This window comes from Streptomyces sp. NPDC107575, assembly GCF_055657265.1.
In genome coordinates, this window is sequence record NZ_JBVKBG010000006.1 from 598,277 (window position 1) to 615,410 (window position 17,134).

The window sequence follows — 17,134 nt, forward strand, 5'->3', positions numbered from 1 at the left end:
CGCATTTCGCATGTCCATTTCCACTGAGAACATCGCCGACCAGGCCGTCGAGAACGACATCGACACGGACACGGTCGACATCATCGAGAACGACGAGCCCACCATCACGTTCGCCGATCTCGGTCTCCCCGAGCCGGTCGTGCGCAAGCTCGCGCAGAACGGTGTGACCACCCCGTTCCCGATCCAGGCCGCGACCATCCCGGACGCCCTGGCCGGCAAGGACATCCTCGGCCGCGGCCGCACCGGCTCCGGCAAGACCCTCTCGTTCGGCCTGCCGACGATGGCCCGCCTGGCCGGCGCCCGCAGCGAGAAGCACAAGCCGCGCGCCGTCATCCTCACCCCGACCCGCGAACTCGCGATGCAGGTCGCGGACGCGCTGCAGCCCTACGGCGACCAGGTCGGCCTCAAGATGAAGGTCGTCTGCGGCGGTACGTCGATGGGCAACCAGATCTACGCCCTGGAGCGCGGCGTCGACATCCTCGTCGCCACCCCGGGCCGCCTGCGCGACCTCATCAACCGCGGCGCCTGCGACCTGAGCAACATCGAGGTCGCCGTCCTCGACGAGGCCGACCAGATGTCCGACCTGGGCTTCCTGCCCGAGGTCACCGAGATCCTGGACCAGGTTCCGGCCGGCGGCCAGCGCATGCTCTTCTCCGCCACCATGGAGAACGAGATCAAGACGCTCGTCACCCGCTACCTGAACGACCCGGTCTCGCACGAGGTCGACAGCGCCCAGGGCAACGTCACGACGATGTCGCACCACATCCTCGTCGTGAAGCCCAAGGACAAGGCGCCGGTCACCGCGGCCATCGCCGCCCGCAAGGGCCGCACCATCATCTTCGTCCGCACCCAGCTGGGCGCCGACCGCATCGCCGAGCAGCTCCGCGACGCCGGCGTGCAGGCCGACGCGCTGCACGGCGGCATGACCCAGGGCGCCCGTACCCGCGTCCTCGAGGACTTCAAGAAGGGCTACGTCAACTCCCTCGTCGCCACCGACGTCGCCGCCCGCGGCATCCACGTCGACGACATCGACCTGGTCCTGAACGTGGACCCGGCCGGCGACCACAAGGACTACCTGCACCGCGCGGGCCGCACCGCCCGTGCCGGCCGCACCGGCACGGTCGTCTCCCTGTCGCTGCCGCACCAGCGCCGCCAGATCTTCCGCCTCATGGAGGACGCGGGCGTCGACGCCGGGCGTCACATCATCCAGGGCGGCGCCGCCTTCGACCCGGAGGTCGCCGAGATCACCGGCGCCCGCTCCATGACCGAGGTCGAGGCCGAGTCCGCGGGCAACGCCGCGCAGCAGGCCGAGCGCGAGGTCACCGACCTGACCAAGCAGCTGGAGCGCGCCACCCGGCGCGCCGCCGAGCTGCGCGAGCAGGCCGACCGTCTCACCGCCCGCGCCGCCCGTGACCGCGGCGAGGACGAGGAGGGTGTCGCCGCCGCCGTCGCCGCCGCGCAGGAGGCCGCCGCCGAGCAGGCCGCCCAGGCCGCCGCTGCCGCCGAGGAGGCGGAGCGCCAGGAGCGCGCCGAGCGTGCCTCCTACGAGTCCCGTCCGCGCCGCGACGAGCGGGGCAACTTCGAGCGCCGCGACAACCGTGGCGGCGACCGTGGTGGCTTCCGTCGTGACGACCGTGGCGGCGACAAGGGCGGCTTCCGCCGTGACGACCGCCGTGACGGTGACAAGGGCGGTTTCCGCCGGGACAACGACCGTGGTGGCCGTTCCTTCGAGCGTCGTGACAACGACCGCGGCGGCCGCTCCTTCGAGCGCCGTGACGACCGCGGTGGCGACCGTGGCGGCTTCCGCCGTGACGACCGCCGTGACGGTGACAAGGGCGGCTTCCGCCGGGACAACGACCGTGGTGGCCGTTCCTTCGAGCGTCGTGACAACGACCGCGGCGGCTTCCGCCGGGACAACGACCGCGGCGGCTTCAACCGCGACGACCGCGGCGGCCGTTCCTTCGAGCGCCGTGACAACGACCGTGGCGGCTTCCGCCGCGACGACCGTCCCTCGGGCCACCGGGGCAGCGACCGCCCGTTCAACCGCGACCGCCAGGGCGACCGCCCCTCCTCCGGCGGCCACCGCCCCTACGGCCGTCGTGACGACCACCGCGGCGCCGGCTCCGGCTCCTCCTTCGGCCGCCGCGACGACAAGCCGCGCTGGAAGCGCAACGGCTGACCGTCCCTGAAGCGCCAGGGCCGCGGCCCCACCCCCTCACGGGGGTGGGGCCGCGGCCTTTTTGTTGGCCGTTTTTCGGCTGCTTCCCGGTGAGGCGGGGGATAAGATCGGGCAACTCGCGGGGCGAGCGTGACGACAACCAGGGGTGGAGAGGTCGTACGCGACAGCAGTTGCCGCTTCGCACATCGGGGAGGGGCATCCGTGGTTCGTCATGCTTTCGTACGCCGTGGTGGAGCGCGCAGAATCGCCGCGGCCATCGCCGTGGCCGCGGCCGTCGCGGCCGGGACCCTGCCGCTGAGCTCGACGCCCGCCGCCGCGGACGAGCCGGGCCTCGCGGAGGCCGTGGTCCCGGCGACCGGGCGCACCGCCGATCTGGCCGCCTCGCTCTACGCGCCGGAACAGCTCAAGGGCGCGGACGGGGCGGGCGCCGAAGGCGTCTTCCACCGGATGGAGAGCGCCGCGGACCCCAGCGGCAGCAAGCTGGTGTGGACCCGGTACGCGGACGGGAAGACGTTCCCGGTGCCGGAGGCCTACACGTCGATCACCTCGATGCCCACCGGCAGCGACCTCCTCGCGCACGTCCCCGACTCCGGCACGGTCGAGCTGTGGAACGCGGCCGACCGCACCACCCGCACCGTCCGGGTGCCGGACGGGCAGACACGCCTGGTCGTGTACGGCGCCACCGTGGTCACGTACACGAAGACCACCGCGGCGGACGGCACCAGCGTCAACACCCTGCACCTGCTGTCGCCCGGCACGGACGGGACGACCCGGGACGTGACCGTGGGCGGACTGCCCGACGGCAGCACCGTCGGCACACCGCTCGGCGGGGACGACACCTCCGTGTTCTTCCTCGGCAAGGTCGACGGCGCCGCGCGGCTCATCGACGCCGACGCGCGCACCGGCGAGGTGAAGGCGTGGTCGGCCGCTCTGCCGGACGGATACACGCTCGCGACGCTCTCCCCGGAGCACGTCGCCGTGTACGGCCGCGGCACCAAGGACGTACTGGTCCTCGACCGCGACGGGCTGTCCGCCGCGCCGCGCCCCGTCCTCCTCGACAACGGGGCGGTACCGCCCTCGGACGACCTCGCGGTCGTCGGCGACTGGCTCGTCTACCGCCCGCGCACCGGCACCGAAGCCGGAAAGGTACGGGCGACGCCGATCGACGGCGGCGACCCGATCACCCTCGTCACCAAGATGAACCGGCCCGGGATCTCGGCGGCCCCCGGCGGCACCGCCGTCGTCATCGCCAAGCCCGACGCCGAACAGGCGGTCCAGCGCATCGCGGCCGGCAGCGACGGCAGGCCCGCCGCGAAGACCGTCAAGCCGCTTCCTCGACCCGCGGCGCCGGTCCGCGGGGTCGCCCTCACCCAGGGGAAGCTGCTCGTCACGGACGCGTCGAGCGGACGGCGCGACGACTACGTCCGCAGCGTGAGCGCCCTGCCGACCACCGACACCCCGCAGTTCGGGAGCCGGACGTCGTTCACGCCCGGATCGAACGTGCTGATCGGCAGCGACTGCCCGGCACAGGACGCCGCCTGCTCGGCGATCCACGGCACGACCGACGGCCGGATGGTGTGGCAGGAGCACACACAGACCAACGACCTGATCCGGGTCAACGGGCCGGGCACGTACGACCTGTTCGACTACTCCGTGCCCGCCGGCGGCAGCATCACCGACGTGTCCGGCGAGTACATCCTCTACACGACGCCGGCCAAGCAGTACGTCCAGCGGATCAACAACTACGCGGCCCCCACGCTGACCCGCGACACCACCGCCGCGGCCCTCTGGGGCAGCGTGCTGTGGACGCCCGGCGCCACCCCGGGCTCGGTGACCGGCTACGACCTGGACACCAAGAAGACCGTGGCCACCGTCGACACCGGAGCCGACTGCGCCCCGGCCGAACTCCAGGCGGTGGGCCGGCTGCTGTACTGGAGCTGCGGCCCCGACGGGCCCGCCGGGGTGTACGACCGTACGGCGGGGACGACGGCGGCCGTACCCGCGGGCGAGGCCCTCCTCGGCGACGGCTACGTGGTCACGCACGACAAGCGGGACGGCCTGCTGCGCCAGACCACGGTGACCGGCGCGACGGCATCGACCCGGACCCTCGGCGAGCTGCCCGACACCGGGGTCACGCAGCGCCGCGTCCGCTGGACCGTCGACCGCTCCGGCTCCACCATCGCCTGGGTCGACGCGCAGGAACGGGTGCACCTCGTCGCCTCCGGGCAGCCGACGCAGCCGCTGTCCCTGATGGCACCCGCCGACAACGCCGCGACGGTGCGGGCCACCACGTTCGACACGACCCCTGGCACCCTCACCTCCGTCCTGCTGTCGAAGCCCGCGACGGACTGGACGCTGACCGTCCGCTCCCGGGCCACCGGGCAGACCGTGGACACCGAGACGGGCGGCTCCGCACGCGGAAGGCTCACCGTGGGCTGGCACGCGGACGACGAGAAGGCCATCGGCGACACCTTCCTGCCCAACGGGACGTACGACTGGACGCTGAACGTGCGGCCCACCGACGGGACCGCGGCCCTCCAGACGAAGGGCTCGGTGGCGCTGCGCGGGGCCGGGGCCGTCCGCCGCGACCACGCGGGACCCGATGCCGTGCCGGACGGCGTCGGCGACCTGCTCACCATGAACTCCAGCGGCGCCTTCACCTTCCAACAGGGCGACGGAAAGGGCGCGTTGAGCGGGAAGACCTCGGCCTCCGGCTGGGCCACCTCCGCCGTCGCCGTGCCCTTCGGCGACCTCGACGGCGACCGCTGCAACGACGTACTGGTCCGCCTCAGCAGCGGCGAACTGCGCGGCTACCGGCCCGACTGCGGCCAGCCGCTCACCACGAGCACCAAGTACACCAAGCTCGGCACCGGCTTCACCGCGTACAACGTGCTGACCTCCCCCGGCGACCTGACCGGCGACGGCCGCGCCGACCTGCTCGCCCGCAAGGCATCCACGGGCGACATCTACGTCCTCGCCGCCAAGAGCGACGGCACGCTGGCCGCCGCGAAGAAGATCCGCTCGGCCTGGACGACGTACACCCACATCGTCGGCACCGGCGACCTGAACGGGGACGGCATCGGCGACGTGCTGGCCCGCCGCAACGACGGGACGCTGTTCCGCTACGACGGGGCGGGCGACGGCACCCTCAAGGACCGGGTCACCGTCTTCACCGACTGGGGCGCCTCGTACAACACGCTCGTCGGCGTGGGTGACATCACCGGTGACGGCAAGGCCGACCTCGTCGTGCGGGACACGTCCGGGAACCTGTACCGCAACGACGGCAAGGGGAACGGGTCGTTCACGTCCCGGACGAAGATCGCCACCGGCTGGAGCACCTACAAGGGCGTCTTCTGACGGCGGTCGTACCGGAGTTGGGCCTTGATCGGCCGCATGCCGCGCCCCCGGCGAGGGAATCGCTGGGGGCATGACAAGTGATGCCAGCAGAGCCACTGACGCGCAGCAGTCGGCCGTGGCCGCGGGCTCCGACGAGGAGCGCCTCGCCCAGCTCGGCTACACGCAGGTCCTCGCCCGCCGCATGTCGGCGTTCTCGAACTACGCCGTCTCCTTCACGATCATTTCCGTTCTCTCCGGCTGCCTGACCCTGTACCTGTTCGGCATGAACACGGGCGGCCCGGTCCTGATCACCTGGGGCTGGGTCGGCGTCGGCCTGATGACGCTCTTCGTGGGCCTGGCGATGGCCGAGATCTGCTCGGCGTATCCGACGTCGGCGGGGCTGTACTTCTGGGCGTACCGGCTCGCGCCGGAGCGCAGCGCGGCGGCGTGGGCGTGGTTCACGGGCTGGTTCAACGTCCTGGGTCAGGTGGCCGTGACCGCCGGCATCGACTTCGGCGCGGCGTCCTTCCTCGGCGCCTACCTGAACCTCCAGTTCGACTTCGAGGTGACGCCGGGCCGAACGATCCTCCTCTTCGCCGGGATCCTGCTGCTGCACGGGCTCCTCAACACCTTCGGCGTACGCATCGTCGCCTTCCTCAACAGCGTCAGCGTGTGGTGGCACGTGCTGGGCGTCGCGGTGATCGTCGGGGCGCTCGCCTTCGCGCCGGACAGCCACCAGTCGGCGTCCTTCGTCTTCGGTGAGTTCGTGAACAACACGGGCTGGGGGAGCAGCGCGTACGTGGTGCTGATCGGCCTGCTCATGGCGCAGTACACCTTCACCGGGTACGACGCGTCGGCGCACATGACGGAGGAGACGCACGACGCGTCCACGGCGGGCCCGAAGGGCATCGTCCGCTCGATCTGGACCTCGTGGATCGCCGGTTTCGTGCTCCTGCTCGGCTTCACCTTCGCGATCCAGTCGTACGAGGGAGCGCTGAACTCGCCCACGGGCGCGCCGCCCGCGCAGATCCTCCTGGACGCCCTCGGCGCGACGGCCGGGAAGCTGCTGCTCCTGGTCGTGATCGGCGCCCAGCTGTTCTGCGGGATGGCGTCCGTGACGGCCAACTCCCGCATGATCTACGCCTTCTCGCGCGACGGCGCCCTTCCGTTCTCCCGGGTGTGGCACACGGTGAGCCCGCGCACCCGCACCCCCGTCGCGGCGGTCTGGCTGGCGGCGGCGGGCGCCCTGGTCCTCGGCCTGCCGTACCTGATCAACGTCACGGCGTACGCGGCCGTGACCTCGATCGCCGTCATCGGCCTCTACATCGCGTACGTCATCCCGACGTTCCTGCGGCTGCGCAAGGGGGACGATTTCGAGCGGGGGCCGTGGCACCTGGGGCGCTGGTCGACGGTGATCGGCGTGGTCGCGGTGGCCTGGGTCGTCGTGATCACGGTCCTCTTCATGCTGCCGCAGGTCTCCCCGGTCACCTGGGAGACCTTCAACTACGCCCCGATCGCCGTTCTCGTGGTCCTCGGTTTCGCGGGCACGTGGTGGGCGGTGTCGGCCCGGCACTGGTTCCTGCGCTGACGCTCCGCCCGGCGCGCGGGACCCGGGATACCGATACCCGATCGGCCTCCCGGTCGTGGCGGGCTATGCTCGGGGGTGCGTCGGCTCAGGTCGGCGTGTGGACCCTTAGCTCAATTGGCAGAGCAGTGGACTTTTAATCCATTGGTTGTGGGTTCGAGTCCCACAGGGTCTACGGTCCAGCGCCCCACCCGGCACAGCCGGGTGGGGCGCTGTGTTCAGCGGTCCGTGACGAGGCCTTGGAGCATCCGGTCGTACACCGCCGCCGCCCGCTCGTCCAGGGCCTCCGGCTCCAGGCCGAGGTCGCGGGCGAGGGTCTCGCGGAAGATGCAGTAGCCCATGTAGGTCGCCGCCGTCATCGCGTGCATGACCAGGCCGTCGGCGTCCTCGGGGATGTCGCCCTCGCGGCGGTCGCGGTCGAGGGCCTCCTTGGTGCGGGCCAGTTCGGGGAAGAGGGTCAGTTCGGGGTCGCCGTCGAGGGCCAAGAGGGCTTCCAGGCGCAGGAGTTCGGTGCGCTCCAGGGCGTAGCGGAGCATCGCGCGGCGGCGTTCGGTGAACGGCTTGTCCCAGTGGCTCTGTGCCTTCAGTGACGTGGTGTCGAGGATGCGGCCGATGGCGGCCCGCAGCAGCGTCTGGCGGTCGCCGAAGTACTGGTAGATCTGGCCGTGGTTGACCCCGGCCTCCTTGGCGACCTCGCGCAGTGTGATGCCCGCGAGGGCGCCGTCGCGCTCCAGGAGCCGCAGTGCGGCGTCGAGCAGGTCGGCCTCGGTCTCCTGTCGGCTGCGGCGGCGGCGCTTTGCGGGGGCTTCGGCTGACTGGTCCGGCATGACACTCCCAGAAATTACTGGTCGGTAACCCATTGTCGGGTGTGCGGTCGCGACGTACCGTCCCATCTTAACGTTCCGTTATTAACGAACCGTTGGTTAGGTGGACGCATGACCGGCAGGACCGACACACAGCCACCCTTGGCTGGCATACGCGTACTCGACGTCTCGACCGTACTGGCCGCCCCGGTGACCGCGACCTTCCTGGGTGACTTCGGCGCCGAGGTGGTCAAGGTCGAGGAGCCCGGCCGCGGTGACTTCACGCGGGGCGGGGCGGGGCAGGACGCGCCGGGCAAGCGGTCCCTGCAGTGGGTGCAGGAGGGGCGCAACAAGAAGTCGGTCACCATCGACCTGCGCACCGAGCGCGGTCAGGAACTGCTGCGTGAGCTGGTGCCGCACTTCGATGTCGTGGTCACCAACTACCGGCCGCCGACGCTGGAGAAGTGGGGGCTCGGGCCCGACGCGCTGCGGGCGCTCAACCCGCGGGCCGTGCTGGTCTTCCTGACCGGGTACGGGCTCACCGGACCGTTCCGCGACCGCGGGGCCTTCGACCGGATCGCCAGCGCGTACTCCGGGCTCACGTACGTCAGCGGCGACCCGGACCGGCCGCCCGTACGCTCCGGCTACTCGGTCATCGACTACATGGCCGCCTACATGGCCGCGTTCGCGACGATGACCGCCCTGTACCACCGTGATCTGCGCGGCGGCGAGGGGCAGATCATCGACCTCGCGCTGTACGAGGCCGGGTTCCGGGCCTGCGAGAACGCGCTCGTCGCCTACAGCGGGACCGGCGCTGTGCGCGAGCGGCTCGGGAATCGCAATCCCCACATCGCGCCCGCCAGCGACTTCGACACCGCCGACGGGCGCCGGGTCTCCGTGCACGCCGGCACCGATCCGCTCTTCCGGCGTCTCGCGCACGCGATGGGGCGGCCCGAGCTGGTCGAGGACGAGCGGTTCGCCGAGCGGAACGAACGGCTGGCGCACCAGGACGAGCTGTACGGGATCGTCGCCGCCTGGGTCGCCACCCTGGAGGCCGACGCCGTGGTGACGCTGCTCAACGACGCCGGCATTCCGTCCGCGCCGCTCATGAACGTCGCCGACATCGCCGCCGACCGGCACTACCGCGAGCGCGGCACCATCGCCGAGGTCCACGACGAGCACCACGGCGACCTGCTGATGGCGGCGCCGCTGCCGCACCTCAGCGCCACGCCCGGCAGCATCCGCAGCCTCGGGGCGGCCCTCGGCGAGCACACCGACGAGGTGCTCGCGCAGGTCCTCGGTCTGGACGCCGAGGCGCTGGCCGCGCTGCACGCCGACGGCGTCGTCTGACACCGGCGCCGCTCCCTTCCTTCACGTAACCCGATCTCCGACGACGTAGACAGGCGTGACGACGATGACTGGACAACCAGGGGTTCCGCAGCCGCGACGGGCGTGGCTGATGGCGTTCATGATCTTCGCCCTGGCGATGATCAACTTCGGGGACAAGACCGTCCTCGGGCTCGCCGCCGACCCCCTCCGCGACGAACTGGGGCTCAGCCAGAGCCTGTACGGCCTGGTGGCCAGCAGCTTCTTCGTGCTGTTCAGCGTCTCGGCCGTCGTCGTCGGGTTCATCGCCAACCGGGTGCCGACGCGCTGGGTGCTGCTCGGGCTCGCCGTCGTGTGGTCGGTGGCCCAGCTGCCGCTGCTGCTCGCGGCGTCGGTCGGCACGCTGTTCGCCTCGCGGATCGTGCTCGGCGCGGGCGAGGGGCCGACCGCGGGTGTCGCCGTGCACGCGCTGTACAAGTGGTTCCCGCCGAAGCGGCGCGCCCTGCCCAGCGCGCTGTACGTGATCGGGTCCGGCATGGGCGTCTTCGTCGCCGCCCCCGTGCTCACGCACCTCATCGACAACCACGGCTGGCGGGCCGCGTTCTGGGCGCTCGCCGGGGTCGGCGGGCTGTGGGCGGTGCTCTGGTGCGTGATCGGGCGCGAGGGGCCGTTCGGTGTGCCGGCCGCCGGGCGTACGGACCGGAAGCCGGGCGGGTACCGGGAGTTCCTCGGCAGCCGCACCTGGTGGGGCGGCGCGATCGGCGGGTTCGGGGCGTACTGGACCGTCGCGCTGGGCTCCGCGTTCCTGCCGTCCTACTTGAAGGACCAGTACGGCTACACGTCGGCGCAGGCCGCCCAGGCCGTCGCCCTGTACGCCGCGTTCACCGTCATCGTGCCGCTCACGGTCAGCCCGTGGACGGCCCGGCTGTTCCGGCGCGGTGTCTCGTCACGCACGTCGCGCGGCATCACGCAGGGGGCGCTCGTCCTCGCGGCCGGGGTGGCGCTCGCGCTGCTGCCGTACGTCGACGGGAAGGCGGGTCAACTCGCCCTGGTCGCCGTCGCGTTCGGGTTCGGGGTGGGTGCCTTCGGGCTGTCGTACGAGACGACGTCGGAGGTCACGCCCGTGGACCGGCGCGGCGCCTCGCTCGGCCTGCTGGTCGCGATCCAGACGCTGCCCGGGCTGATCGCGCCCGCGGTCACCGGCGTGCTCATCGACTCGGCGGCCGACGACAGCGCCGGCTACGCGCGTGCGTTCGTGGTCGGCGGCGTCCTGACCGTCGTGTGCGGCCTCGTCGCCGTCCTGACCGTCAACCCGGAGCGCGACGCCCCGAGGACGCCCGCTCCGGCGGACACCCAGCCGCTGCCCGCCTGACCTGCAACCCCCTCACACTTCCGGCCCGTGGGCCGGTGACAGTACGAAAGGTTCTTGCTCCATGCCCAACAGCCAGCAGTCGTCCGTGATCGAGATCGTCGACCCGGCCACCGAGAAGGTCGTCACCGAGGTCCACAACCACAACCCGCAGGAGTGCGACCAGGCCGTCGAGGCGTCCGCCGTCGCCCAGCGGGAGTGGGCCGCGCTGCCGGGTGAGGCCCGCAGCGTCCTGCTGTGGAAGTGGGGCGAGCTGGTCGAGGCCGCCTACCAGGAGCTCGCCCGGCTGGACGTGCAGTGCACCGGCAAGAACCTCCCGGACGCGATGATGGAGGCCAACCGCGGTGCCCGGCACGCCCGTTACTGGGCAGGTCGCGCCGACAAGCTCTTCGGCCAGCAGCTCGCCGACGTCCCCGGCCGTCTCTCGTACAGCGTGGTGGAGCCGCTCGGCGTGTACGTGGTGGTGCTGCCGTGGAACGCCCCGTCGCACGCCTTCATGGCCCGCGTCACCCCGGCCCTGGCCTGCGGGAACTCCGTCATCGTGAAGCCGTCCGAGCTGTCGCCGCTGTCCGCGGTGCGGCTCGCCGAGCTGGCCGAGGAGGCCGGGATCCCGGCGGGCGTCCTGAAGGTCGTCACCGGTGACGGTGCCACCGGCGCCGCGCTGTGCGGGAACCCCAAGGTCGCGGGCGTCTCCTTCACCGGCTCGGTGCCGACCGGCCGCGCCATCGCGCACGCCGCCGCCGACACGTTCAAGAAGCTCACCCTGGAGATGGGCGGCAAGTCGCCCATCGTCGTCTTCGACGACGCCGACCTGGACTCGGCCGCCCGCGCCGCCGTCCTCGGCATCCTCGTCAACGCCGGGCAGATCTGCGCCGCTTCGAGCCGCCTCGTCGTGCACGCCGACATCGCCGAGAAGTTCGTCGAAGAGGTACGGACCCGGATGGAGAAGGTCACCGTCGGCGACCCCAACGCCAAGGGCACCATGGTCGGCCCGCTGGTCTCGCGCGGCCAGTACGAGAAGGTCCTCGCCATGCTGGAGGAGGCGCAGGCCGACGGCGCCGTCGCGCTCACGGGCGGCGGCGCGGTCGACCCCGAGGGCATCGGCTTCTACGTGCGGCCGACCCTGCTGGAGGGCGTGCGCCCCGACATGAGGATCGCGCGGGAAGAGGTCTTCGGCCCGGTCCTCACCGTGCAGACCTTCACCACCGAGGCCGAGGCCGTCGAACTGGCCAACGCCGGTGAGCTGGGCCTGAGCAGCTACGTGTGGACCCGCGACATGGGCCGCATGATCCGTATGACCGAGGCGATCGACGCGGGCGTCGTGCACGGCAACACCCCGCTCGTCATGGACTCCGCCCTGCCGTTCGGCGGCTTCAAGGACAGCGGCCTCGGCAACGCCTACGGCGAGGACGCCGTCGCGGGCTGCACCCGCACCAAGCGCGTCACGCTCCGCGTCGCCGAGGGCCCGCTGCCCAGCCCGTGGCCCGGCGTCTGACACCTCCCTCGTACCCCTTGAATCAGGAGCACCACCATGCCCACTCCCACCCGCATCGTCGTCCAGGACAAGCCCGGCACCCCGATCGAGCTGCGTGAGGTCACGCTGCCCGACCCCGGCCCGCACGACGTCCTCGTCGAGATGCACGCCAGCGGCGTCTGCCAGAGCCAGCTGTTCTGGATGCACGCCCCGCACCCCGACCCGATGCTCTTCGGGCACGAGGGCTACGGCACGGTCGTCGCCACCGGCAGCGAGGTCACGCACGTCGCGGAGGGCGCGAAGGTCATGGTGACCTGGCTGCCGCGCGCATCCGACCGCACCCCGACCCGCGCCTCCCTCGACATCCCGGGCCTGGGCACCGCGTACTCGCCCAACGTCTACACCTGGGCCGAGCACTGCCTCGCGGACGAGCTGTACGTCGTCCCGCTCGACGACCGGAGCCACCAGGACGTCGTCTCGGTCGTCGGCTGCGCCGTGCTGACCGGCGCGGGTGCCGTCAGCAATGTGGCCCCGGTGCAGGCCGGCGGCAGCGTCGCCGTGTTCGGCGTCGGCGGGGTCGGCCTCTCCGCCGTCGCGGCCGCCTCCATCCGCGGCGCCAAGAACGTCATCGCGGTCGACCTCGGCGCGGACAAGCTGGAGTTCGCCAAGAAGTTCGGTGCCACGCACACCATCGACGGCAGCGAGGGCAGCCCCGTCGAGAGGATCGTCGAGATCACCGGCGGCGGCGTGGACGTGGCCGTCGACTGCGTCGCCCTGCCGGACACCGTCACCAACGCCATCAACGCGGCCCGCCCCGGCCGCCTCGGCGTGAACATGGGCGGCACGGCCGTCATCGTGGGCCTGCCCAAGAAGCCCCTCGAGCTGAACATCGCCCAGCAGATCAACGGCAACATGCTGACCGGCCAGAAGTCGCTGATCGGCACCACGGCGGGCGGCTGCGTCCAGGACGACATCGCGACGTTCCTCGACTGGCACCACACGGGCAAGTTCGACCTCAACGCCTTCGTGACCGACCGCTACCCGCTGGACGACATCACCAAGGCGGTCACCGACCTGGCCCAGGGCAAGATCCTCGGCCGGGCGCTCACGACGATGTGACCGCCCGCACCACAGCCGCTGCCCCGCGCCCCCACGGAGGGCGCGGGGCGGCTTCGGCCGATCACGGCCCCCCACCCGGTTGACGGCCCCGCAGTTCTTGGACCCACCGCTTCGTCTCAGAGGACGGCCCCGAGATGTCACCTCACCCGCACACGGAACCGGTTGCTGTGGACGGCCCGCCCGACGCCGACCGCCGCCCCGCTCAGGCCCAACCACGGCGCGGACAGGCCTGGTTGATCACCGCACTGCTGACCGTGCTCATGGTCGTCAACTTCGGCGACAAGGTCGTCCTCGGCATCGCGGCGAAGCCGCTGATGCACGAACTCGACCTCAGCAAGGCGCAGTACGGCCTCGTCGCCAGTTCCTTCTTCTTCCTGTTCGGCGTCTCCAGCGTCGCCGTCGGCTTCCTCGCCAACCGGATGAGCACGAAGTGGGTGCTCCTCGGCATGGCGGTGGTCTGGTCCGTCGCGATGATGCCGATCGTGCTCGTCGCGACGCTGCCCGCGCTGCTCGGCAGCCGCATCCTGCTGGGGGCCGCCGAGGGGCCGACGATCGGCATCGCGCAGCACTCCGTGCAGAAGTGGTTCCCGGACAGCAAGCGCTCCCTGCCGACCGCCGTGGTGAACATCGGCGCCGCGCTCGGCGTGGTGATCGCGCCGGTGCTGACGTGGCTGACCGTGCACCACGGCTGGCGGGCCCCGTTCATCACGCTGGCCGTCGCCGGGGCCGTCTGGGCCGTCGTCTGGTTCTTCGTCGGCAAGGAAGGGCCGCTGACGACGTTCGGGGCGGGCCGGGACCAGGACGTATCCACCAGCACGGACGAGGAGCCGCGCGTCTCCTACCGGAAACTGCTGCTGTCCCGGTCGTTCGTGGCCATGTCCGCGGGAGGCTTCGCCGCGTACTTCACCATCGCGCTGATGCTGACGTGGCTCCCTGCGTACCTGGAGGACGTCGAGGGGTTCAGCGAACAGCAGGCGGGTTCCTTCCTCGCGGTGCCGCGCGCGGTGGCCGTGGTCCTGGAGCTCGCCGTGCCGGTCCTTGCCGCTGTGTGGATGCGGCGGGGCGCGAGCCGGCGGGCCGCGCGGGCCGGTACGAGCGCGGTGATCCTGCTCGTATCCGGCGGCGCGCTCGCGGCGGCGCTCTTCGCGGAGTTCTCGAACCTGGTCCAAATGGCCCTGTTCACGGTCGCGTTCAGCGCTCCCAGCATCATGTTCATCTTCAGCACGCTGGTGGTCGTCGACATCTCGCCGGTCAGGCAGCGCGGCGCGGCGCTCGGCATCGGCACCGCCGTCATGACGTCCGCGGGCATCGCCGCCCCGGCCCTGATGGGCGCGCTCGTCGGCGCCTTCGACGAGCCCGGCGTCGGCTACCGCATCGGATTCCTCGTACCCGCGCTCGGCATGATCCTCGGCGGTCTCGCCGTCGCGCTGTGGGTGGACCCCGACCGCGAGGCGCGCCGCCTGAGCCTGCGCTGACGCCCGCCCCGCCCCCGCACACACCACCAGAGGAAGTGACATGCAGACCGAACCGCGCAGCAGTGCGGCACCGAAGCGGACCTACCCCGAGGGCACGCCCTTCCCGGGGACGGTCGGCGCGAACGTGGCCGCTTCCCAGGAGGCATGGCCGGTACAGCCGACACCCGGCCCGGACGCCCCGAACGTGGTGATGGTCGTCCTCGACGACGTCGGCTTCGCGCAGCTCGGCTGCTTCGGCGGACTCGGCGGCCGCATCGAGACACCCGCGATCGACGGCCTGGCCGCCCATGGGCTGCGGTACAGCAACTTCCATGCCGCGGCGATGTGTTCACCGACGCGGGCCTCGTTGATGACCGGGCGCAATCACCACTCGGTCGGCATCGGCATGATCATGGAGAGGGCCACCGGCTACCCCGGCTACAACGCCCGTATCCCGAAGAGCGCGGCGATGATCTCCCGCGTGATGCAGCAGGGGGGTTACAGCACCCTCGCCGCCGGCAAGTGGCACCTCACGCCGCCGACGGAGTCCACTCCGGCCGGCCCGTATCTGCGCTGGCCGCTGGGGCAGGGCTTCGACCGGTTCTACGGGTTCATCGGCGCCGACGACGACCACTGGAACCCGAACCTGTACGAGGACAACCACCGGGTGCCCCGTCGGAGCGAAGCGGAGGAGGGCGAGTACCACCTCAGCGAGGACCTGGTCGACAAGTGCGTCGACTGGATCCGGGAACGCAAGCTGGTGACCCCCAGCAAGCCGGTCTTCCTCCACCTGGCCTTCGGCGCCGCACACGCACCGCATCACGCGCCGGCCGACTGGATCGAGAAGTACGAGGGCCGGTTCGACGACGGCTGGGACGTGATCCGCGACGAGACCCTGGCCCGCCAGAAGGAACTCGGCCTCGTACCCGAGGAGACCGTCCTTCCGGACCGCAATCCGGGCATCCGGCCCTGGGACAGTCTCTCCGACACCGAACGCCGCCTGTACGCACGCCAGATGGAGGTGTACGCGGCCTTCGTCGCCCACACCGACCACCAGATCGGCCGCCTCGTCGAGAGCCTGCGGGAGCAGGGCCAGCTCGACAACACGCTCTTCATGGTCGTCTCCGACAACGGCGCGAGCGCGGAGGGCGGCCCCGACGGCATCTCGTCCGAGACCCGGTACTTCAACGGAGTGCGCGACACCGTCGAGGAGATGACCGAGCTGCTCGACGAGTGGGGCGGCCCCACCACCCAGCCGCACTACGCGACGGGCTGGGCGATGGCGGGCAACACCCCCAACCGCCTCTACAAGTCCTTCTGCCACGAAGGCGGCACCCGTGTGCCGTTCGTCGTGCACTGGCCGGACGCGATCACGGACCACGGCGGCATCAGGTCCCAGTTCCACAGCGCCACCGACATCGCGGCGACCGTCCTCGACGCCGCCGGCACCCCGATGCCCGAGGTCGTCGACGGCCACGAACAGCTCCCGGTCGACGGCCTGTCGATGCGCTACTCGTTCGGCGACGCCGCCGCCCCGACGAGCCGGACCTCCCAGTACTTCGAGATGTTCGGGCACCGGGCGATGTGGAAGGACGGCTGGAAGGCCGTCACCCTGCACTGGTCGAAGGCGATCAACACCCGCCTCGGCCGGATCGACCACCCGCTGAACGACGGCGACTTCGACGCGGACGTGTGGGAGCTGTACCACGCGGACACCGACGTCTCCGAGGTGAACGATCTCGCGCAGGACCGGCCCGACAAGCTCAAGGAACTCGTCGACCTGTGGTGGGAGGAGGCCGGGCGCCACCAGGTGCTGCCGCTGGACGACCGGCTGGCCGAGCGCTCGATGGACGAGCCGGACGTCCTCGAAGCGCGCGACGTCTACCGCTACGACGACCACGTCCACCTCGACATGCGCTCCACTCCGATCGTGCGCAACACCTCGCACTCGATCCGCGTCCGCGCGCACATCGAGGACCCCGCTACTGGCGGCGTCCTGGTCGCCGACGGCGGACCGGAGGGCGGCTACCTCCTGTGCGTCCAGGACAGCCGCGTCTTCTACGTGTCGAACCTGCTGGGCAAGGAATTCACCGTCCTCGAATCCGCCGCGGATCTGAGGCCGGGCGAGCACGAGGTGCTGCTCGACTTCGAGAGGACCGGCGAACACGCGGGCCGCGCCCGCCTCTCGGTGGACGGCGCGGCCGTGGCCGAGGCGGACGTGCCGCGCACCAACGCGCTGGTGTACGGGCTGCAGGCCGACGGCCTGCGCACCGGTCGTGACGTCCTCACGGTCTGGCCCGGCTACCGGGGGCCGAAGGAACTGGCGGGCCGCGTCCGCACGGTCGAACTCCGCCGGGGCCACGGCCCGTCCGAGGACCCGGACGCCGAACTCCGGATGGCGCTGCACCGCCAGTGACGCACCACGCCCGGCGTGCCCCGTTCGGGCACGCCGGGCGGGCGTGAGCGGCCGCTGTGCCCTTGGATGGGCG

10 protein-coding genes and 1 tRNA gene are annotated in these 17,134 nt (G+C 71.5%); 10 read left to right on the top strand and 1 reads right to left on the bottom strand.

What is annotated here, in order from left to right:
- The first annotated feature begins 10 nt into the window (after nucleotides 1-10).
- From ACZ7L4_RS32250 to ACZ7L4_RS32265, 4 genes are all read left to right on the top strand, one after another.
- Nucleotides 11-2,179 (top strand): DEAD/DEAH box helicase, encoded by a 2,169-nt coding sequence (locus ACZ7L4_RS32250; protein ID WP_472108089.1) that lies wholly within the window; start codon nucleotides 11-13, stop codon nucleotides 2,177-2,179.
- Nucleotides 2,180-2,380: 201 nt separating this feature from the next.
- Entirely contained in the window at nucleotides 2,381-5,536 is a 3,156-nt protein-coding gene (locus tag ACZ7L4_RS32255; RefSeq protein ID WP_472108091.1) for an FG-GAP repeat domain-containing protein, read from the top strand.
- Nucleotides 5,537-5,606: 70 nt separating this feature from the next.
- A complete protein-coding gene (locus ACZ7L4_RS32260) occupies nucleotides 5,607-7,103 on the top strand; it encodes an amino acid permease (RefSeq protein ID WP_472108093.1) in 1,497 nt (498 codons plus the stop codon).
- Nucleotides 7,104-7,202: 99 nt separating this feature from the next.
- Nucleotides 7,203-7,275, top strand: a tRNA-Lys gene (locus ACZ7L4_RS32265).
- 43 nt (nucleotides 7,276-7,318) lie between these two features.
- Here ACZ7L4_RS32265 and ACZ7L4_RS32270 read toward each other — a convergent pair.
- Nucleotides 7,319-7,927, bottom strand: coding sequence for a TetR/AcrR family transcriptional regulator (locus tag ACZ7L4_RS32270; RefSeq protein ID WP_472108095.1), 609 nt, complete (start codon nucleotides 7,925-7,927; stop codon nucleotides 7,319-7,321).
- A gap of 138 nt (nucleotides 7,928-8,065) precedes the next feature.
- Here ACZ7L4_RS32270 and ACZ7L4_RS32275 point away from each other — a divergent pair, with 138 nt between their 5' ends.
- From ACZ7L4_RS32275 to ACZ7L4_RS32300, 6 genes are all read left to right on the top strand, one after another.
- Nucleotides 8,066-9,253, top strand: coding sequence for a CaiB/BaiF CoA transferase family protein (locus ACZ7L4_RS32275; RefSeq protein WP_472108097.1), 1,188 nt, complete (start codon nucleotides 8,066-8,068; stop codon nucleotides 9,251-9,253).
- 64 nt (nucleotides 9,254-9,317) lie between these two features.
- Complete coding sequence (locus ACZ7L4_RS32280) at nucleotides 9,318-10,601, top strand: MFS transporter (protein WP_472108098.1); 1,284 nt, start codon at nucleotides 9,318-9,320, stop codon at nucleotides 10,599-10,601.
- A 61-nt stretch (nucleotides 10,602-10,662) separates the two neighbouring features.
- The gene (locus ACZ7L4_RS32285) at nucleotides 10,663-12,093 is read left to right on the top strand and encodes an aldehyde dehydrogenase family protein (protein ID WP_472108100.1); all 1,431 of its coding nucleotides are present in this window, start codon (nucleotides 10,663-10,665) and stop codon (nucleotides 12,091-12,093) included.
- A 36-nt stretch (nucleotides 12,094-12,129) separates the two neighbouring features.
- Nucleotides 12,130-13,191: a zinc-binding dehydrogenase gene (locus tag ACZ7L4_RS32290; RefSeq protein WP_472108102.1), complete on the top strand. Its 1,062-nt coding sequence runs from the start codon at nucleotides 12,130-12,132 to the stop codon at nucleotides 13,189-13,191.
- Between the two features lie 167 nt (nucleotides 13,192-13,358).
- On the top strand, nucleotides 13,359-14,666 hold the full coding sequence (locus tag ACZ7L4_RS32295) for an MFS transporter (protein WP_472108104.1): 1,308 nt from the start codon (nucleotides 13,359-13,361) through the stop codon (nucleotides 14,664-14,666).
- Nucleotides 14,667-14,706: 40 nt separating this feature from the next.
- Nucleotides 14,707-17,061, top strand: a complete 2,355-nt coding sequence (locus ACZ7L4_RS32300) for an arylsulfatase (protein ID WP_472108106.1) — start codon at nucleotides 14,707-14,709, stop codon at nucleotides 17,059-17,061.
- Nucleotides 17,062-17,134 lie beyond the last annotated feature (73 nt).